The organism is Cryobacterium zongtaii (assembly GCF_002909375.1).
Lineage (GTDB): Bacteria > Actinomycetota > Actinomycetes > Actinomycetales > Microbacteriaceae > Cryobacterium > Cryobacterium zongtaii.
Genome location: NZ_PPXD01000033.1, coordinates 1 through 19,017, shown reverse-complemented (window position 1 = coordinate 19,017; position 19,017 = coordinate 1). Strand labels below are relative to the sequence as shown.

The 19,017-nt window shown below is 68.5% G+C and carries 15 protein-coding genes; 3 read left to right on the top strand and 12 right to left on the bottom strand.

Going from position 1 to position 19,017, the window contains the following annotated elements; genetic code table 11:
- Nucleotides 1-217: 217 nt before the first annotated feature.
- From C3B61_RS19190 to C3B61_RS19180, 3 genes are all read right to left on the bottom strand, one after another.
- Nucleotides 218-1,012: an Ltp family lipoprotein gene (locus C3B61_RS19190; protein WP_244286013.1), complete on the bottom strand. Its 795-nt coding sequence runs from the start codon at nt 1,010-1,012 to the stop codon at nt 218-220.
- Between the two features lie 163 nt (nt 1,013-1,175).
- The gene (locus C3B61_RS19185; RefSeq protein WP_103462051.1) at nt 1,176-2,276 is read right to left on the bottom strand and encodes an Rv2578c family radical SAM protein; all 1,101 of its coding nucleotides are present in this window, start codon (nt 2,274-2,276) and stop codon (nt 1,176-1,178) included.
- 216 nt (nt 2,277-2,492) lie between these two features.
- Nucleotides 2,493-3,968, bottom strand: a complete 1,476-nt coding sequence (locus C3B61_RS19180) for a malate:quinone oxidoreductase (RefSeq protein WP_103462050.1) — start codon at nt 3,966-3,968, stop codon at nt 2,493-2,495.
- 90 nt (nt 3,969-4,058) lie between these two features.
- On the opposite strand from C3B61_RS19180, the gene C3B61_RS19175 reads away from it, so the two are divergent.
- Complete coding sequence (locus C3B61_RS19175) at nt 4,059-5,054, top strand: glycoside hydrolase family 6 protein (protein ID WP_103462049.1); 996 nt, start codon at nt 4,059-4,061, stop codon at nt 5,052-5,054.
- 62 nt (nt 5,055-5,116) lie between these two features.
- Nucleotides 5,117-6,103, top strand: a complete 987-nt coding sequence (locus tag C3B61_RS19170; protein ID WP_208858867.1) for a response regulator transcription factor — start codon at nt 5,117-5,119, stop codon at nt 6,101-6,103.
- Between the two features lie 69 nt (nt 6,104-6,172).
- Here C3B61_RS19170 and C3B61_RS19165 read toward each other — a convergent pair whose 3' ends face one another.
- Together C3B61_RS19165 and C3B61_RS19160 are read right to left on the bottom strand one after the other, a co-directional pair.
- The gene (locus tag C3B61_RS19165; protein WP_103462048.1) at nt 6,173-6,535 is read right to left on the bottom strand and encodes a hypothetical protein; all 363 of its coding nucleotides are present in this window, start codon (nt 6,533-6,535) and stop codon (nt 6,173-6,175) included.
- Entirely contained in the window at nt 6,532-7,965 is a 1,434-nt protein-coding gene (locus C3B61_RS19160) for a glycosyltransferase family 2 protein (RefSeq protein WP_244286012.1), read from the bottom strand. Before C3B61_RS19160 ends, C3B61_RS19165 begins: the two co-directional genes overlap by 4 nt.
- A gap of 119 nt (nt 7,966-8,084) precedes the next feature.
- Between C3B61_RS19160 and C3B61_RS19155 the strand changes: the two genes are divergently transcribed.
- Nucleotides 8,085-8,684: a hypothetical protein gene (locus C3B61_RS19155; RefSeq protein ID WP_103462047.1), complete on the top strand. Its 600-nt coding sequence runs from the start codon at nt 8,085-8,087 to the stop codon at nt 8,682-8,684.
- A gap of 22 nt (nt 8,685-8,706) precedes the next feature.
- Here the strand turns inward: C3B61_RS19155 and C3B61_RS19150 are convergent, their stop codons facing one another.
- The 7 genes from C3B61_RS19150 to C3B61_RS19825 all read right to left on the bottom strand — a co-directional run.
- Nucleotides 8,707-9,885 carry a diguanylate cyclase gene (locus C3B61_RS19150; RefSeq protein ID WP_103462046.1) on the bottom strand — a complete coding sequence of 393 codons (1,179 nt, stop codon included), beginning with the start codon at nt 9,883-9,885 and terminating at the stop codon, nt 8,707-8,709.
- 31 nt (nt 9,886-9,916) lie between these two features.
- A complete protein-coding gene (locus C3B61_RS19145) occupies nt 9,917-11,578 on the bottom strand; it encodes a sensor histidine kinase (protein WP_103462045.1) in 1,662 nt (553 codons plus the stop codon).
- A gap of 16 nt (nt 11,579-11,594) precedes the next feature.
- Nucleotides 11,595-13,964: a putative bifunctional diguanylate cyclase/phosphodiesterase gene (locus tag C3B61_RS19140; RefSeq protein WP_103462044.1), complete on the bottom strand. Its 2,370-nt coding sequence runs from the start codon at nt 13,962-13,964 to the stop codon at nt 11,595-11,597.
- A gap of 74 nt (nt 13,965-14,038) precedes the next feature.
- Nucleotides 14,039-15,142, bottom strand: coding sequence for an aspartate-semialdehyde dehydrogenase (locus C3B61_RS19135; RefSeq protein ID WP_103462043.1), 1,104 nt, complete (start codon nt 15,140-15,142; stop codon nt 14,039-14,041).
- A gap of 303 nt (nt 15,143-15,445) precedes the next feature.
- Nucleotides 15,446-16,741, bottom strand: coding sequence for an aspartate kinase (locus C3B61_RS19130; protein ID WP_103432718.1), 1,296 nt, complete (start codon nt 16,739-16,741; stop codon nt 15,446-15,448).
- 179 nt (nt 16,742-16,920) lie between these two features.
- On the bottom strand, nt 16,921-17,520 hold the full coding sequence (gene recR, locus C3B61_RS19125) for a recombination mediator RecR (protein ID WP_088455142.1): 600 nt from the start codon (nt 17,518-17,520) through the stop codon (nt 16,921-16,923).
- Nucleotides 17,521-19,017 (bottom strand): DNA polymerase III subunit gamma/tau domain-containing protein (locus C3B61_RS19825; RefSeq protein WP_482764190.1); only part of this gene is annotated, 1,497 nt, incomplete at its 5' end.

Genomic DNA, 19,017 nt, shown 5'->3' with positions numbered 1-19,017 from the left:
CATTTTTTCCTTATACCGATGCGCGGTTGCGGACAGTGGCGGGTCAGCTAGACAGAAATGCGGCGTGCGCTACTCAGGCGCACTGCAGGGCCCGCGCTCGCGAGTTTCGGTCGCGGGGTTACGACAAGCTCGGCCTACAGAATGGTGGGCATGCGCTGGGGCTCCGGAAACAACAAGAACCCCGCCCGTGGGCGAGGTCCTTGAGGGACAAAGCGGGTCAGTCGTTCAGGTGCAGGATGGCGTAGTCGGCTTCTTCGACGGTGAACTTCGCGCCGTACTCGCTGATCAGCTGATCGTGGATAGCCGCGGGTGACATGGCCATCTCGTCCTGATAGAGCTTCGCGCTGGCCAGAGCATTCGCCGACCAGTCAGCGTCTACGTTGTCGACCGCGTACTGAGCCGACTCGGGCGAAAACTGTCCGCCGTACTCGGACGTGAGCTGATCGTAGATTCCAGCTTTGCTCATATCCATCATGCTCGCGTAAGTTGCGGCTGAAATCAGCGCGGATCCGTACTCGGCCGGCACGTCTGCAGCCTCAGGTTCGGAGTCTGCGGCTACTTCGGCCGGCTCTGCTTCGGCGGGCTCGAGTTCTGTCGATTCGACCGGCTCGGCTGTGGCCGACTCGGTGAGTTCTGTCGTCGACGTGTCGTCTGAGGCGAGGTTCACAAGCGCCACGGCTCCGAACGTCACGGCGATCGAGGCTACGATAGCGACGCCACCGAGAATAACGCCGGTGAGAGCCATCGCTTTGGGCTGCTTTTTGCGCATGGCCAGGATGCCGAGCACGACGGCCACGACTCCGACAATTGCCCCGAAGACGGGGATGAGCCCGAAGAGGAATGCTCCGATGCCGACGAGCAACGCGGCGAGGGCGAGGCCCTTCGCCGATGTCAGTGGCGGTTGCGGCGGCAGCGTCGCCGTCCCGTACGGGTAGGTAGGTGCGGCTGGCGGCTGTGAGGCATTAGGTCGGGGCTCATTCGAGCCGTCCCCCAACGGTGTCGGTGTGGTCATGCCCTGAGTATGGCAGCGATCGCAGACGTCCCGATTGGGGGCCACGACCGGCGAGCAGGGTGAAACTAGCCGATGAGACCAAAAATCGCTGTCGTACCGAGATGCGGGGTCGGCGGCAACCCAGAATCAGGTGGAGCATGCCGGAGCACCCACAGCTTGACGTTCAGAACAGCGTCGGTGTCAGGTCCAGGGGCAGCTCGGCGGCGATCAGGGAGGGCGGGACGGCCGGGCTGCCGGGCGAGGCGGTGCGGGCGCCGGCGGGCGAGGCGGTCAGCGCCTTGGAGAGGATGCCGCCCGTCGCCGGGTCCTCCCGGCGGCGCTGCAGGCCGTGCGCACGGATCAGCGGCTGGATGCGCTCGGCGAGCCACTGACGGTACTCCTTAGGCGCGTAGGTCCCGCGTTTGTAAAGCTCGCGATACTGGGGCATCAGCTCGGGATGATCCTGCTCGAGCCACTGGAAGTACCACTCCTTGACCCCGGGCTTGAGGTAGAGGGCGCTGTAGAGCACCCCGGTGGCGCCGGCGGCCTTGGCCTGGCGCATGGCCTCGTCGAGGTGCGCCTTGGTGTCGGTGAGGAACGGCAGGATCGGCATCAGGAACACCGAGCAGTCCATGCCCTTGTCGCGGATCGCGCTGACCGTGGCCAGGCGCGCCTTGGTGCTCGGGGTACCCGGCTCAACGGCCTGCTGCAGGGCGTCGTCGTAGATGGCGATGGACATGGCGAGATCCACCGGCACCTGTTGGCTGGCCTCGTGGAGCAGGTCGAGGTCCCGGCGCAACAGGGTGCCCTTGGTGAGGATCGAGAACGGGGTGCCGGAGTCGGCGAGCGCGGCGATGATGCCGGGCATCAGCCGGTAGCGGCCCTCGGCCCGCTGGTACGGGTCGGTGTTGGTGCCCAGCGCCACCGGATGCTTGCCCCAGGTGGGTTTGGCGAGTTCTTTACTGAGCACTTCGGCCACGTTGACCTTCACGATGATCTCGTTGTCGAAGTCCTTGCCCGCGTCAAGGTCGAGGTAGTTGTGGGTGGGGCGGGCGAAGCAATAGGTACACGCATGAGAGCAGCCGCGGTACGGGTTGATGGTCCAGCCGAAGGGCATCGCACTCTGGCCGGGCACCCGGTTGAGGGCGGACTTGGCGAGCACCTCGTGGAAGGTGATCCCGTCGAACTCGGGGGTGCGGACGCTGCGCACCAGGTTGTTCAGCCGGGCCAGGCCGGGCAGCGCGCCGGCCTGCTCGGTCGTTAGTTCCTGTCCACTCCAGCGCATACATCCAGTCGAACACATGTTCGAGTGGGATGCAAGGTGGGTGTCATGCGGGGTGGCTCACCCGGCGGGGCGCTGCATCCGCCGGTCTTGACGTTATGCGGGGTAGGCGCCGTTATGCGGGTGGCACGCCACCCGCACAGCGGCGCCTGACCCGCATAGCTCGCGGTCGGGCAGCGGATGCGGGGCGCAGGCGCAGCGCAGGCTGGCCGGCCGCGCCTACGCGGTGAGGTGCAGGGTCTTGGCGGTGGCGGCCAGGGAGGCGGCGGCCGCAGCGGGGTCGTCGGAGAGTTTGGTGCCCAGGCTCGGGACCATCTCGCGCAGCTGCGGCTCCCAGCGGGAGTACTCGCCCGGGAAGCAGCGCTTGAGCAGGTCGACCATGATCGGCGCGGCGGTGGAGGCTCCGGGCGAGGCGCCGAGGAGCCCGGCGATGCTGCCGTCGGCGGAGGTGATGACCTCGGTGCCGAACTGCAGGATGCCGCCGGCCTTGGCGTCCTTCTTCATGACCTGCACCCGCTGGCCGGCGGTGATCAGTTCCCAGTCCTCGGCCTTGGCCGTGGGCATGAACTCGCGCAGTGCGTTGAGCTTGGCCGTGCGGGAGGCAAAGACCTCGCCGACCAGGTACTTCATCAGGCCGAAGTTGTTCTTGGCCACGGCGAGCATCGGCACGAGGTTGTGCGCGCGCACGGAGAAAGGCAGGTCGAACCAGGTGCTGGTCTTGAGGAACTTGGGGCTGAATCCGGCGAACGGGCCGAAGAGCAGCGAGGTCTCGCCATCCACTACCCGGGTGTCGAGGTGCGGCACCGACATCGGCGGCGCGCCCACGGCGGCCTTGCCGTAGACCTTGGCCTGGTGCTGTTTGACGATGGCGGGATTGTTGGTGCGCAGGAACTGGCCGCTGATCGGGAAGCCGCCGAAGCCCTTGATTTCGGGGATGCCGCTCTTCTGCAGCAGCGCGAGGGCGCCGCCGCCGGCACCGACGAAGACAAAACGGGCCTCGACGGTGTTCGTGTAACGACCCACCAGGCTGAGCAGTTTGAGCTTCCAGGAGCCATCGTCCTGCTGCTTGAGCGCGGTGACCTGCTGGTTGAGGTGCACGTCGGTGCCGCGCTTCTTGAGCGAGGCGAACAGGTAGCGGGTGAGGGCGCCGAAGTCCACGTCGGTGCCGGACTCGATGCGGGTCGCCGCGATCTTCTGCTTGGCGGCGCGCTTCTTGGTCAGCAGCGGGGTCCACTTTTCGATGACGGCGGGGTCTTCGCTGTATTCCATCCCGGCGAACAGCGGCTCATCGGCGAGCACGGCCATGCGCTTGCGCAGGTAGTCCACGTTGGCGGTGCCGTGCACGAAGGTCATGTGCGGGGTGGAGTTGATGAACTTCTCCGGCTCGGGCAGCACCCCGGTCTCCACCAGGTGCGACCAGAGCTGGCGGCTGATCTGGAACTGCTCGTTGATGGCGACGGCCTTCTCGGCCGTGACGGTGCCGTCGGCAGCCTGGGGCATGTAGTTGAGTTCGCAGAGCGCGGCGTGGCCGGTCCCGGCGTTGTTCCACGGGTTGGAGCTCTCCTGCGCGAGCTCACCGAGGCGCTCGTAGACCTGGATGTTCCAGTCCGGCTGCAGTTCGGCGAGCAGGGTGGCCAGGGTGGCGCTCATGATTCCCCCGCCAATCAGGGCGACATCGACCTTTTCTGAATTCACGCTCTAACTCTAACCCGCCGCGCGGGCCGCTCCGCCGGGGCGCAGCAGCCCCCGGCTGCGAACGCCGGATGCGGGCGATAAGGTTGCAAAATGGACTCGACCGGTAGTCGTCTCGGCCTTTCCCTGGGCATCATCACCCTCGCTGCGCCCATCGTGGCGCTCGGCCTGTTCATCGGCAGCTTCGCGGTCACTGCAACTAGCGCCGCCGCCGGTAACCCTCTCGCCGGCCGCTCCTTCTATACCAACCCGAACTCGACTGCGCAGGTGGCTGCCACCGCCGCCGCGGTCGCCGACCCGGACTCCGCCGCGGCCGCCACCCTCGGCAAGCTGGCCGAGCAGCCCTCCGCGATCTGGCTGATGCCGGAGAAGTACCCGCTGAACACAGTGCAGGCCGACGTCACCGCCATCGCGGATGCCGCCGAAGAGGTCGGGCAGACGCCGGTGTTCGTGGTCTACGGCATCCCCGACCGCGACTGCGGCAACTTCTCGGCCGGCGGCCTCTCGGAGAGCGACTATCCCACCTGGGTGGCCTCCATCGCGACGGCGCTGACGCTGAAGGCATCCGTGGTTATTCTCGAACCGGATGCGCTGGCGCTGGCCACCGAGTGCGGCAATGTCGAGCAGAGGGTGGCGCAGATTCAGCAGGGCGTGGCCGCTTTTGCGCCCACGGTCGCCACGGTCTACCTCGACGCCGGCCACTCCGACTGGCTCACCCCGGCCACCGCCGCCGATCTACTCAACCGCGCCGGCGTCGCGCAGGTGCGCGGTTTCGCGACCAACGTCTCCAACTACAACGACTCGGCGGCCGAGCAGGCCTTCGGTGAGGCGGTCTCCGCGCTTACCGGCGGGGCCCACTTCGTCGTCGACACCTCGCGCAACGGCCGGGGCGGCAACGGCGAATGGTGCAACCCTGCCGGCCAAGCTTTGGGCGGCACTCCCGAGGCCACAACGGATGGGGCCTCGCGCGACGCGAATCTGTGGGTGAAGGAGCCCGGCGAGAGCGACGGCACCTGCAACGGCGGTCCGGCCGCCGGCGAATGGTGGAACGAGAGGGCCCTCGAGCTCGCGGCCGCTGCCGGCTGGTAGCCGGGCGGCGGGCCGAATCGGGTCTATCTGATGGATGCTCGACCCGCGTAATATACTCAGGTATGTCGACGACCGGGGAAATACGCAGGGTAGCGGTCATTATTGAGGACGACGCAGACATCCGCCATCTGCTTGAAGCCGTACTCACCCAGGCCGGGTTCAAGACCATCGCCACGAGCAACGGGCTCGACGGGGTGCGCGCGGTTCGCGCGTACGACCCGATCGTCACCACGCTCGACGTGAGCATGCCGGGCATGGACGGGTTCGAGACCGCCAAGCGGATTCGCGCGTTCAGCGCCACCTACCTCGTGATGCTCACCGCCCGCGACGAAGAGATCGACACGCTGCAGGGCCTGGAGTCCGGCGCCGACGACTACCTCACCAAGCCGTTCCGGCCGCGCGAACTGCGCGCCCGCATCGACGCCATGCTGCGCCGCCCCCGGCTGGCGCTGCCGCCGGAGGGTACCGAGGTCATCACAGAGCCCGCCGCCCCCGCGTTCGCACCGACCGCCGGCGCACAGCTCGCCGCGGAACCCGAATACACCCCCGCGTACGTTCCGCCGGTCACCGCGCCCGCTCCCCCGGCGGCCGACCTGCCGCCGAGCCTGGCCCCGGTAGCGATGAGCGGGCAGCACGTCGCGACCGTGCCGCTTCCCCAGGCCGGCACCGCCGCATCCGCCAGCAGCGACGCACGCGCCGACGACTGGATCGAGCACAACGGGCTGCGGCTGAGCAACGACATGCGCCTGGCCATGCTCGGCACCACTGAGCTGGACCTGACCCGCACCGAGTTCGACCTGCTGGCCGCACTGCTCGAGTCGAAGCGGCGGGTGCGCAGCAAGGCCGACCTGGCGCTGCTGCTGCGCGGCGAGAGCTACGTGACGTCGTACTACGTGAACGAGGCCGACAAGCGTGCCGTCGAGGCGCACCTGAGCAACCTGCGGCGCAAGCTCGGTGACAGCCTCACCGCCCCGCGCTGGCTCGAGACCGTGCGCGGCGTGGGCTACCGGCTGGCGGCGTCGGATCAGGCTGGGCGCGACTCGTACTAGGGGTCGTTTTCGGGTCGCGGGGTCTCGACAGGCTCGACCGACGAGGTGGGCTCGACCGACGAGGCGGGGCTAGCGCTGTAGGGCGAACATGGTGGCCAGGTCGGAGCAGGCTAGCTCGCCGACCTCGTTGAGCCTGGTCATGTGACTCACCGAACCCGCGATATCACCGTCGCGCAGGGCGTCGTGCATCATCGCGGCGGTGGCCTCCACCGTGACCGCCCCCACCATGGTGCTGCTCGAGCGGATGCTCAGCAACACCACGTGGGCTTCCTCGGCATCCGGGAATCGTTGGGTCAGCGCCACGGCCAGCCGCTTGGACCGGCTGTGCCACAGGTGCACGAAGTCGTGCACAAAGCGGCGCTGCATATTCTGGTCGCCGCCCATCTGGGCGAGCAGTTTGCGCAGGGCGAGGGCCTCGATGTGGGCGCTCACACCCGGTAGCCGCGGTGGCGCTTGATCAGTGTGAAGAACATAGTCAAAGTCTGCAGCACTGTGGTCACTCCAAGGATCGGCCATCCGATCCACAGGATGGTGGACTGGACCATGATGGGTAGCTGCAACCAGATGAACACCATCGCGGCCGCCGCGGCGAGTCCCACTAGGAGGGGTACCAGGTAGGCGTTACCGGAGCCGCGCTCGGCCTTGGCCTGCTCGGCCCAGTTGTCGACCTGCTTGTTGCTGGCGAATTTGGTCCAGGCGCGCACGAAGTGGCCGATCCGCACCCACATATAGATCTCGGCGGGGAGGAACCCGATTGCGAAGACGATGTCCTTCCAGGTGCGGCTCTTCATCGACATGGCGGTGCGGAAGTTGAGCAGGATGGCGATGAGCGGCGGGATCAGCCAGATCGGGCTGAATACGAACGCGTCGATCGAGAGCGAGGCGAACAGCAGGATGAAGAACATCACCCGGGTGATGACGTTGACGATCATCGAGAAGTTCTCGAGCCAGCGCAGGCGAAGGTTGGGGTGGAACGGCTGCCCCTTGGTGTCGCCGCGCTGACCGGGCCACATGAGCTCGATGGCGCCGAAGTTCCACTTGACCTGCTGGGCATCCAGGCCGCGCAGCGTGGTCATGCCGCCCACGTTGGCGCGGGCCTGGGCGCTGATCTTGGTGAGGTAGCCGGCGCTCTTGATCTGCAGCGAGAGCAGGGAGTCCTCCACCTCGCTGTCCTTGACCCACGGGGTGGCCTGGTGACTGTCGACCATGACCTCGCGCAGGGCCTTGATGGAGAAGATCGAGAACTGGCCGCCGAGCACGGCCATGTTGCGGCCGCGGAGCATGTTCTGCATGTTGAACGCGGCGAACTGGGCGCGCTGGCCGGCGATGAGGAAGCTGGGGACGAGGCCCTGGATCACGGTGTCGTCGATGCTGTAGATCGCGGAGATGCCGCCGACGCGCGTGTCCGAGGAGATCTCGGCCTCGAGCTGCTCCACGGCGTTGGGCGACGCCGTGGTGTCGCCGTCGACGCCGAGCAGGAAATCGCAGCCCTCGATGAGCGAGAAGCCGTAGTTGAGCGCGCCGACCTTCTTGTCGGGGTTGACCCCGATGTCGTGCACGAACACCTCGGTGAACTGCATCACGCCGTCGGTGACGACCTCGTGCGGGCCGGCGTACTGGCTGGCGATCTTCACGGTGTCGTCGGTGGTGTTGTTGACCACCACGTGGATGACGTCGGGCAGCCGGGTCTGGGCCAGCAGCGAGTCGAGCACGCCGGCGATGGAGTCGGCCTCGTTGTACGCGGGAACGATGCAGCCCACGGTGGACCGGTACGTCGGCAGGCCCTCCACCATCGAATTGAACTCGTTGGCGTGGGCATCCGGGCTGGGCGCGGTCTGGGTGGCGTTGTTGCTGTCATTCACAGTCCCCACTGTGTCAGGGCAAAACACGGTCTGACCCCCGGCCGGGGGCAAGGTTCTCACAAGATATGCTCAAGACCAGCGCAGCACCCGCGCGCACCAGTGCACCCCCGGGGGATCCCATGACGACGTCAACCCGTACCCGCCTCGCGGCGCTGGCCTGTGCGGCCGGCCTCACGATTACTCTCTCCGCCTGCGGTCAGGCCCCCTGGGCCGGCCTCGAGGCGAGCCCGTCCGCGACCCCGAAGACCAAGGCCACCCTCACGGCGATCGAGAACGATTTGGCCACGGGATCGACCCGGCACCAGATCACGGCCGGGGATGCGGCGCTCACCGTGGACTACTCCTCGAGCCTGAACATGGGCGAGTGGACCGCGGCCGCGAACAAGCCCGTGAGCCTCTCGCTCAGCGCCACGCTCGGCACCGACGACGGCCAGGACGTGTTCCTGTCCAAGATGACCGTCATTACGGCCGTCACCGGGCCCACGGGCGCGCTGGAGCCGCCCGCACCCTTCGTGGACCAGACCACCTTGGTGCCCGGCTACCTCATGAAGGCGCCGTACAGCTACGGACAGACCTACGTGCTGTCGGCCCTCGACCCGACGGCCACCAGCGTCACACTGTCGTTCACCTACGAGCTGCTCATCCAGACCACGCCCACCTCGGCCTCGTTCGCGAAGCAGACCGCCAGCGACCAGATCACCGTCGCGATCGTGCCCTAGCCGCCCGCCGGCTGTTTCGCGGTCAGGGGTCGCGGGTGACGGCGGCTTCGGTGGTCACGGCGATGTCGTTGCCGCCGCGGCGCTTGACCACGTCGATGGCCCGGCCGGACGCGGCGGTGAGGGCCGCGAGGTCGTACCCGTGGTCGAAGGTGTCCCCGATGCCGAAGCTCGCGGTGAGCCGGATTTTGTAGGACTCCCCCATCGGTCCGTCGACGAGGGCGTTCTGCATCCGCTGCACGATGGTGAGAGCCTCGGTGGCGGATCCGACGGCGGCCAGCACGTAGAAGCGGCCGGCAGCCGGGTGTCCGATCTGCGCCAACAGTGGCGCGCTGCCGCGGAGGGTGTCCGCAAAGCGGGCGATGGCCTCGTCACCGGTGACGCGCCCGAACGCCGTGTTGATCTCGGGGAGGTTGTCGATGTCCGCGCCGATCAGGGCCAGGCCCAGCTCGGCCCGTTCGGCCCGCTCCAGATGGTCGGTGGCGGCCTGCTGGAACGCGGTGCCGGACAGCACGCCCGCGGCCGAATGGATGCCCACGGTGATGTCGCCGACGGCGTTGCTGCCGACCCGCTCCGCGCGCAGGATCGACGTGGCGACGCAGGCCGTCACGATGAGCGCCATGTTGAGGATCGAGGTGGTGCCTGAGTCGAAGTAGGTGATGAAGGTGGCGCTGTCGACGCCGTCCACGGTGAAGACGATGGCGCGGCCGGAGTAGAAGAGGGCGACGACGAAGAGCACGAGCGCGAAGATCCGCCCGTTGACGTTGCGGCGGAGCCGGCCGCGCAGGGCCTCGGTGCCACCCAAGGCGCCCATCAGCGCCACGACGAGCCAGAGCGGGGCAGCCCCGGCCCACTCGCCGCCGTCAGCGCCGGGGAGGAGGCTGATGACGCCCACGACCAGGGCCAGGCCGCCCACCACGGCGAAGCCGGAGCCGCGGCCGTTGTAGACCCTGCTGCCCGACCAGAGCGCGCCGACGGCGATGACCAGGGACACGTTGGCGAAGGTGATCGACCACCATGCCTCGGCGCTGACAATGTAGACGCCGTAACCGACGGCCACCATAATGCCCGCCACGAACGCGAGGCTCCACAGACGGCCGGGCGGGTCGTTGCGGTTCAGCGCGGTGTTGAAGATGAATGAGACCCCGCACAGGATCGTGATCAACCCACTGATCATCTGCAGGGTGGGTCCGTCTAGGTGCATGTTGTCCCCCGTTGAGCGTGGCGTGCCACGCTCAACCTCTGTTTACCGGGAGCGTGGCGATTGCCGTCGTCCCCTTGCCTTTGGTCGACTCCAGGCGCAGATCGCCGCCGTGTTCGCGCATGATGTCCCGGCTGATGCTCAGGCCCAGTCCCGTGCCGTGCACGCTGGAGCCCCGCACCGAGTCGGCCCGGTAAAACCTGTCGAAGAGGTTGCCCTGTTCGTCTTCGCTCATGCCCCGGCCGGTGTCGGCGACGCGCACCTCGATGCCGCAGGACACCTCCAGCACCTCGACGCTGACCTTGCCGGACTCCACGTTGTACTTGATCGCGTTGGAGAAGATGTTGTCGATCACCTGGCGCAGCCGAAAGGCGTCCGCGGTGACCGTGATCGGCGCCAGCTCGGCCAGTTCGAACCGGATGCCGCGTTGCGCGGCGAGCGGCTCGGCCGACTCGACGGCCTCCGTGATGATCGCGGACAGGTCGCAGGGCGCGACGGTGAGCGCGAGACCCTCTTTGGACTCGCTGGCCGCGGTGAGCAGGCCGGAGACGATTTCGAGGAGCCGGTCGGAGTTCTTCGACGCGATCTCGAGCATCCGGCGGGTGTCGGGGTCGATCGTTTCGTCGTCGAGGGCGAGTTCGAGGTAGCCCAGGATCGAGGTGAGCGGGGTGCGCAGCTCGTGGGAGACCGAGGCGACGAGGTCGTCCCTGGCCTGCACGGCCCGCACCTCGGCGGTGACGTCGCGGGTCACGATCACGCCGCCGTCGTACCGGCCGGTGTGGTCGTGGATGGGCCGGGCCGACACGAGCACGGCGGCCTGCGGCTGGTCGGGGGAACCCAGCCACACAGTGACCCTGTCAACGGTTTCACCGCGGATGGCGCGCTGGGTGGGCCGGTCGGGACCGTCGAAGGGCGTGACACCGTCTTCCTTGTAGACGATGGTGGCCAGGCCGATGCCGTCGCTGACGCCGAACCGGGTCAGCATGGACCGCTGGGCCCGGTTGACGAAGTTGACCCGTCCGTCGCTGTCGTAGCCGACCACACCGAAGTCGACGGTGTTGAAGATCTCGTCGAGGGTCTGCTCCTGGCGCCGGGAGCGCTGCAGGGCCGCCTCGAACAGACCGGCCTGTTGGGTGAGCAGCACCCGCTGGGCCAGCGCCCGCCGGTTGGTGGTGTAGGTGACGGAGGCCACGAACGCGAGCATGATCGTCACGACGGCCAGCAGCGGCGCCTGCGAGGTGGCGTAGCCGGTGGCGTTGTTCGGGTCGGTGAGAAGCTTCAACGGCAGACCGGCCCAGAGCAGCACGCTGGCGAAGATGACACTGCCGGCGGCGCCGGCCTGACCGAAGTGGGTCGACAGCCAGATCACCGGGAACACCAGCAGGAAGCTGACACCGAGCTGCGGCTGCGCCTCGCGCGCCAGGGTGAGCCCGACGATGTCGAGCAGCGGCAGGACGATGATCCAGATCTTGGGCAGCCGGCGCCAGGGCACGGCGGCGGCCAGCCCGGTGGTGGCGAAGATGACCATGACGCCGAGGAAGTAGAGCGGCTCCACGAACATGGACGCGTCCTTGGCGACCGTGACCGCGACGAGCAGCAGGGTGGCCGCGGCCAGGAGCAGCTGGGAGAGGAAAACGGACCGCTCAACGCGCTCCCGCACGCCGACGTGCGGCAACCTCAAACTCTGCTCGACCATACTGCGACCCTAGCGTTCAGAGGGGAAGCTCAGACGCGGCGCGCACGGGCAGTACCGCGGCGGCCCCGAACTCTTCGAGGCGGGCGAGGGTCTTTTCAAAACTGCGCGGCACGCCGTAGTGGAAACCCTGGGCGCTGCGGATGCCCAACGCGGAGAGATGGGTGGCCATCGCCTCGTTCTCGACACCCTCCACGATCATCGAATACTCGAGGTTGTCACCGAAACCTTGCAGGGCCGTGAGCACCTCACGCTGGCGCACATCGTCGAGGTCGTCGACGAGGCTCTTGTCGATCTTGAGGATGTCCATCGGCATCCGCACCAGCGCGTCGACCGAGGAATCCTGGGAGCCGTAGTCGTCCAGGGCGATCATGATGCCGATGTCGCGGAGGTGGTCGGCCTGGGCGCGCACCGCGGTGGACACCCGGGCGACGGAGCGTTCGTTGAGCTCGAGGCAGAGCGAGATGCCCGGGTAGCGGTCGGCCAGTTCTTCGACGAAGCTGCCGACCCGCTGCGGCAGGATCTGGCCGGCCTCGACGTTGATGGTCATGCAGACGATGCGCGGTTCGATCAGCCGGAAGTCCGCGGCGGCGGCCATCGCCTTCAGGGCCACCTGGCGGGTGAGCGCGTCGAGCCGGCCGAGGCTCTTGGCCTTCTCCACCAGCGACGGCGGCGACAACGGGCCGAGCTCGGGGTCGGAGTACCGCACCAGCGCCTCGAAGGCCCAGATCTGGCCGGTGACCAGGCTCACGATCGGCTGGAAGGCCAGTTCGAGCAGGTCCTCGTCGATGGCGCGAGCGACGATGTCGTTCATCTGCGACGAGCGGTGCCCGGAGATGTTGATGCTGCTCTCGTTGGCCGGGCCGCCGCGGCGGCGGGACTTCTTGATCGCGAGCATGCTGCGGTCGGCATCGCGCAGCAGCTGGTTGACATCCGTCTCGCGGTGCGCGGAGTAGGCCAGGCCGATGCTGAGGATCGGGTTGAGCACGGTGCCGCTGACGGCGAGGGGTTCGCCGGTGGCCTCCATGATGTTCTCGGCCAGCAGCTTCGCCTCGGCCAGCGACGACAGCCGGGTGAGGATGACGACGAACTCGTCACCGCCGACGCGGGCGACGACGTCGTAGGGGCGGATGACGGCGCTGAGTCGACGACCGATCTCACTGAGGATCTCGTCGCCGGCCTGGTGGCCGTAGCGGTCGTTCATCCGTTTGAAGTCGTCGAGGTCGATGAACAGCACGGCCAGCGCCTCGGAGTAGTCGCGGTGGTCGTTGATGTTGGCCAGAGCATCCTGGAAGGCGCCGTAGTTGGGCAGCCCGGTGAGCGGGTCGGTGTTGGCGCGGATGGTGAGTCCGCCGATGCTCTCCCGGGCGGCGTAGACCACGTCGGCGGTGTGCGCGAGGGCCTGCAGGGCGCGGCGGTCATCCCCGGTGAACGGGTAGTCCATCACGTCGCGGCGGGCCACCAGGTACTGGCCGAGCGGTCCGATCGACAGCGGGGCGTCGATCTCGCCCAGGCCGGCCGGCTCGTGCCGGATGCCGGCGGATTCGACGCCCACGGTGGCGATGGCGGCGCGACGCAGCACGCTGGCGAGGTCGACGCTGCTGCTGGCCGGGCTGATGGTGATGGGGGTGGCCTGCCCGCCGGACTTGACGAAGTGGTTCGTGGCGTTGAGATCGATGACCCCGTCGACCACGCCGGCCAGACGGCGGCGCATCGACATGGCGCGCACGAGCAGGATCGTGCCGCCGCCGACGATCGCGAGCGGCACCAGGGTGACGGCGGTGGCCAGTGTATCGGTGCGCGTGTCGAAGAACGGATGCGTCCACTGGCTGATCAGGGCGCAGAGCCCGGCGAACCCGCCGCCGATCAGGACCAGACGGGGCACCGAGTACTGTCGTCCGGGGCCGAGGTCGAGGCCGGTCCGGTCGAACCGCCGGCGGACAGCCTCCAGCGCCACCACCGTGGTGAAGTAGGCGAGCGCCGCTGCGGCGGCGACGCCGGCGGCCGTCACGTCGAGGGACGCGAGCAGAGCGAGGACGCCGGCGAACGCGGCACCGCCCAGACCCGTGAGCCCGGCCGCGTACAACGCCAATTCGGGCCGTCGGGCGCGGACCCAAACCACGATCAGAACACCCAGGCAGACCAGGCCCACCGACATCAGCGGCGCGAAGACCGGGTCGACGGCCAGCACGACCACGATGGGCAGGCTGACGACCGGGCTGCGGTGCGGCACCGTGCCCAGCCGGAGCCGGGGGATGTCGAGGATGCCCGTGATGGCCACGGCCGTCAGGGCGATGAACAGGTGTTCAGCGTTGCCGCCGAGAACGAGCTGGATGAGCGCGGAGCCGATGAGCGCCAGCGCGGTCGCCGCGAATACGGCGAAAGCCACCCGGCTCCCGGTTCCTGCTGCCCTGATCGTCTCCACAAGCTCTGACACTAGCGGAGCGGACCTCGACCGCGTGCCTATCCGATGTCGACGTGGGTCGCGAGTTTCGCGGCGATGAGCTCGGCGATCTGCACCGCGTTCAGCGCGGCACCCTTGCGCAGGTTGTCGTTGCTGATGAACAGCGCCAGGCCGCGACCGTTGGGCACACCGGGGTCCTGACGGATGCGGCCCACGAAGCTCGGGTCGGCGCCGGCGGCTTCCAGCGGCGTGGGGATGTCGCTCAGCTGCACGCCGGGCGCGTCACTGAGCAGTTCGGTGGCGCGGGCGACGGAGATCGGCTTGCTGAATTCGACGTTGATCGACAGCGAGTGGCCGGTGAAGACCGGCACCCGCACGCAGGTGCCGCTGACGAGAAGTTCGGGCAGCTGGAGGATCTTGCGGCTTTCGTTGCGGAGCTTCTTCTCCTCGTCGGTCTCGAACAGGCCGTCGTCGACGATCGACCCGGCCAGCGGGATGACGTCGAACGCGATCGGCCGCTTGTAGATGGTGGGCTCGGGCATGCTCACCGAGGAGCCGTCGTGCACCAGCTGGAGGAGGTTGTCGTCGCTGGCCGCGGCGCGGATCTGGCTGGCCAGCTCCTGGGCGCCGGCCAGGCCGCTGCCGGAGACCGCCTGGTAGGTGCTCACGATGAGCCGTTCGAGGCCGGCCTCGTCGTGCAGCACCTTGAGCACCGGCATGGCGGCCATGGTGGTGCAGTTCGGGTTGGCGATGATGCCCTTGACGGCCTGGTCGATGGCTTCCGGGTTGACCTCGCTGACCACCAACGGCACGTCGGGGTCCATCCGCCAGCCCGACGAGTTGTCGACCACGGTTACGCCGGCCGCGGCGAACCGGGGCGCCTGGCTCTTGGACAGGGTGGCGCCGGCGGAGAAGATCGCGACGTCGAGTCCGGTGGGGTCGGCGGTGGAGGCGTCTTCCACGACGATCCGCTCACCCTTGTAGGGCAGCACGGTGCCGGCGGAGCGCGCGGACGCGAAGTAGCGGATGCTGGCGACCGGGAAGTCGCGCTCCTCGAGCAGGCGCCGCACGACGGCGCCGACCTGGCCGGTGGCGCCGACGACGCCGATGTTGATCCCGGCGCGGCGGGGTGCTGCGGTGCTGGTGGCTGCGGTGCTGGTCACTGTGTGGTCCTTACTCAGTCAAGTCTGGTGCGGGTCGGTCTCGTGCCGGTGATCTTGTGCCGGGATGCGCATAACTCCTGCAATTCTCCCCGGTTGGAGCCCAAACGGGACAAAACGGGGGTTTTTGGCAGAAATTGCAGGAGTTATGCCGGGGTGCGCGGGTTTTGGCATCCGATGGGCCGGCGGAGGCCGGCGGGTGACCGCGGGGTTCAACTGTTACCGATGCGGACAAATGGTGCCGGCGTACCGGGCGCAGATGTCCGCACGGGCAACAGTTGGCTGCCGAGCGGGCGGGACGGGGCCTTAGCGGCCGGTGCCGCCGTGCACGACGGCTTCGTCGTCGCTGTCGAGCCCGAAGGCCGTGTGCACCACGCGCAGGGCCTGGTTGATGGTGTCGGCCCGGGTGACGACGGAGATTCGGATCTCGCTGGTGGAGATCATCTCGATGTTGATGCCGGCCTCGAACAGCGACTCGAACAGCTTCGCGGATACCCCGGTGTTGGTGCGCATCCCGGCGCCGACCAGGGCGAGCTTGCCGATCTGGTCGTCGTACTGCAGGCCGGCGAAACCGACGTTGGCCTGCTCGTTGGTGAGCGCGGTGAGTACCTGCTGACCCTCCGACTTGGGCAGGGTGAACGAGATGTCGGTCAGACCGGTGGATGCGGCCGACACGTTCTGCACGATCATGTCGACGTTGGCGTTGGTCTTGGCGACGATCTTGAAGATCTGCGCGGCCTTGCCGGGGATGTCGGGGACACCGACGACGGTGACCTTGGCCTCACTGAGGTCGGCGGCGACCCCCGCGATGATGGGCTCTTCCACGGGCTCTCCATTCAATATTTCGGTGGCGTACGGGCTAGTGGCGCCCGGGTTGTAGACAATGGTGCCGGTGTTGTTGTTGAACGACGACCGTACGTGCAGCGTGACCCCGTGCCGGCGGGCATATTCCACGGCCCGAATGTAGAGCACCTTGGCGCCGGCGGCGGCGAGCTCGAGCATCTCTTCACTGGAGACCCGCTCGAGCTTGTGCGCCTTGGGGACCACGCGAGGGTCGGCGCTGAAGATGCCGTCGACATCCGTGTAGATCTCGCAGATGTCAGCGCCGAGCGCGGCGGCGAGGGCGACGGCGGTGGTGTCGGAGCCGCCGCGGCCGAGGGTGGTGATGTCCTTGGTGTCGCGGTTGAAGCCCTGGAAACCGGCGACGATGGCGATGGCGCCCTCGTCGAGGGCATCCCGCAGCCGTCCGGGGGTGACGTCGACGATGCGCGCGGCGCCGTGCTGGGCATCCGTGATCATGCCGGCCTGGCTGCCGGTGAACGAGCGGGCGTCGTAGCCCATGCTCTTGATCGCCATGGCGAGCAGGGCCATGGAGATGCGCTCGCCGGCGGTGAGCAGCATGTCGAGCTCGCGGGGCGCCGGGATCGGGGTGACCTCGTGGGCGAGGTCGAGCAGCTCGTCGGTGGAGTCGCCCATCGCGGAGACGGCCACGACGATGTCGTTACCGGCTTTCTTGGTGTCGACAATGCGTTTGGCAACGCGTTTGATGCTCTCGGCGTCGGCAACGGATGATCCGCCGAACTTCTGCACGATCAGGCTCACGTGGGCACTCCTGGCTTCCGGGTACGCGGCGACATCCCGCGCTCCCATCCTAAATGCGTTCGTATTCTCGGGCGTTCATGTGACGCCGTGTGCGAGGCGGGGTGGCGTGGGGCTCCCGGGGCGCGGCGGAGCCCGGCAGACCGGGCGGAGCGGGCGGAGCGGGCGGAGCGGGCGGAGCGCTAGCTGGTGACGGTGCGGCGGCCCTCGAAGGCACGGCCCAGGGTGACCTCGTCGGCGTACTCGAGGTCGCCGCCGACGGGCAGGCCAGAGGCCAGGCGGCTGACCTTGATGTCGAGGGTGGTCAGCAGGCGGGAGAGGTAGGTGGCGGTGGCCTCGCCCTCGAGGTTGGGGTCGGTGGCGATGATCACCTCCTGCACGGTGTTGTCGGCGAGGCGCGTCATCAGCTGACGGATGCGCAGGTCGTCTGGGCCGATGCCGTCGATGGGGCTGATCGCCCCGCCGAGCACGTGGTACAGGCCCTTGAACTCGCGGGTGCGCTCGATGGCGACGACGTCCTTGGCCTCTTCGACCACGCAGATCGAGGTGGGGTTGCGGCGCGGGTCGCGGCAGATCATGCAGGTGTCCTGCTCGGACACATTGCCGCAGATCTCGCAGAACTTCACCTTGTCGCGCACCTCGAGCAGCACGTTGGCCAGGTGGGTCACGTCGAAGTTCTTGGTCTGCAGGATGTGGAACGCGATGCGCTGCGCCGACTTGGGGCCGATGCCGGGCAGCCGGCCGAGCTCGTCGATGAGTTCCTGAACGATGCCTTCGTACATTTAGTTATCGTTCCTCTGTCGCGAGATCGGGTCGTGCGGCTGTTCCTCGATGAAGGTGGCGCCGAGGATCTCGCGCACCACGGCCTCGCCGTAGCGCTGCTTCTCGGCGAACGCGGGCGAACGCCGGCCGGGGGCTTGCTGGCGGGGAGCCTGTTGGACTGGGGCCGGCTGGGTGGCCGGCCGGGCGCCGCGGGGCGGTTCCGGGGGTGCGGCGAACTGTTGCGGGTCCGGCGGGAGGTCGTCGTATGGCGGCGGCTCCTCGTCGAAGGGCGGCTCGATGTCGGGCTCGGGCGCGTAGTCGTAGGCCGGGGCGGACTGCGGTGCAGACTGCGACGCGGCAGATTTAGGTGCGGCGGCGGATGTTGACGACGGTGCGGTGTCGGCCGGGGCGCTCGTGGCGTCTGGGGTGCCGGCGGGGGCGGAGCGTGTGTCGGCGGGGGCGCTAGTTGGCGCGCTGGCGGGTGCACCGGTGGATGCACTGCCGGGTGCCCCGAGGACAGGCGGGACAACGATGGGTTCACCGGCCGCGGTCTCGGCAGCGGCCAGGGCGGCAGCGGATCCGGGGATGACCACGGTGGCCCAGCCTGTGGAGGTGGCCGGCGGTGCGAGGGTCGCCGTCGCGGTTCCGGTGGTCGCGGCCGATGCCGGGCCGGTACCGGAGGTGGAGCCGGAGGTGGCATCGCCGGACGGGCCACCGAAGACGGCGGGACCGGCCGAAGGCAGATCGACAGCGGCAGAGGTCGGCGCGGTGCTCGTCGACGGAACGCTCGGCGCGGAGGCAGCGGGCGCTGACCCTGTCGTCGAGGCGGTCGGCGTCGTGCCTGCCGGGGAGGCCCCCTCCGCGCCTTGCCCTGCTGCGGACGAGTTGCCCTGGCGCACCGGGGCAGCTGGTCCGGAGGTGGGCACCTCGGCAGAGGACGCGGGTGCGGAAGTGGGTGCAGGCGCGAAGGTTTCGGAGTCGGCGCGGGCGATGAACTTCACCCGCAGGCCGAGCACCTTCACGATGGCGCCGCGGAGGAACTCGCTGACGCCCTGGCCTGGAGCCTGCTGGGCCTTGAAGCCCTGCATGTCCTGCTCGCTGGGGAAGGACAGCACGAGAATGTCTTCGCCGCGCAGATCGAGCACACGGGCGGTGTAGACCACGAGCCAGGCGCTGAGCTTGACCTCCTTGACGGCCTCGAGGATCTGGGGCCAGGCGTCCTTGATCTGGGCCAGGGTGACCGGGCCGACGGGCACGACGGGGGCCGCGGGCGGCACCGTCTCGGCGGTCGGATCGGGACGGTCGGCTTGCGGGCTGGCGGGGCTGACATCGGCAGCCGGGCTGGTGGCGACCGCCGCGGCGGGCTCGACCGGCACGGCAGCGGGGGTGCCCGGCGTCCGGGTGGCCCAGCCTGGGGCGGCTGGAGGGACGGTCGTCGCAGCCGGCGGGGTCGCGAGCGGAGGGGAAACCTGTGCGGCGGGGGTGCGGGGGGCCGATGCCGCGGCCGGGGTGCGCGG

Coding starts and splice junctions, on each gene's coding strand:
- C3B61_RS19190 (WP_244286013.1), bottom strand. CDS start 1,012: ATGACCACACCGACACCGTTGGGGGACGGCTCGAATGAGCCCCGACCT.
- C3B61_RS19185 (WP_103462051.1), bottom strand. CDS start 2,276: ATGCGCTGGAGTGGACAGGAACTAACGACCGAGCAGGCCGGCGCGCTG.
- C3B61_RS19175 (WP_103462049.1), top strand. CDS start 4,059: ATGGACTCGACCGGTAGTCGTCTCGGCCTTTCCCTGGGCATCATCACC.
- C3B61_RS19170 (WP_208858867.1), top strand. CDS start 5,117: ATGTCGACGACCGGGGAAATACGCAGGGTAGCGGTCATTATTGAGGAC.
- C3B61_RS19155 (WP_103462047.1), top strand. CDS start 8,085: ATGACGACGTCAACCCGTACCCGCCTCGCGGCGCTGGCCTGTGCGGCC.
- C3B61_RS19150 (WP_103462046.1), bottom strand. CDS start 9,885: ATGCACCTAGACGGACCCACCCTGCAGATGATCAGTGGGTTGATCACG.
- C3B61_RS19145 (WP_103462045.1), bottom strand. CDS start 11,578: ATGGTCGAGCAGAGTTTGAGGTTGCCGCACGTCGGCGTGCGGGAGCGC.
- recR (WP_088455142.1), bottom strand. CDS start 17,520: ATGTACGAAGGCATCGTTCAGGAACTCATCGACGAGCTCGGCCGGCTG.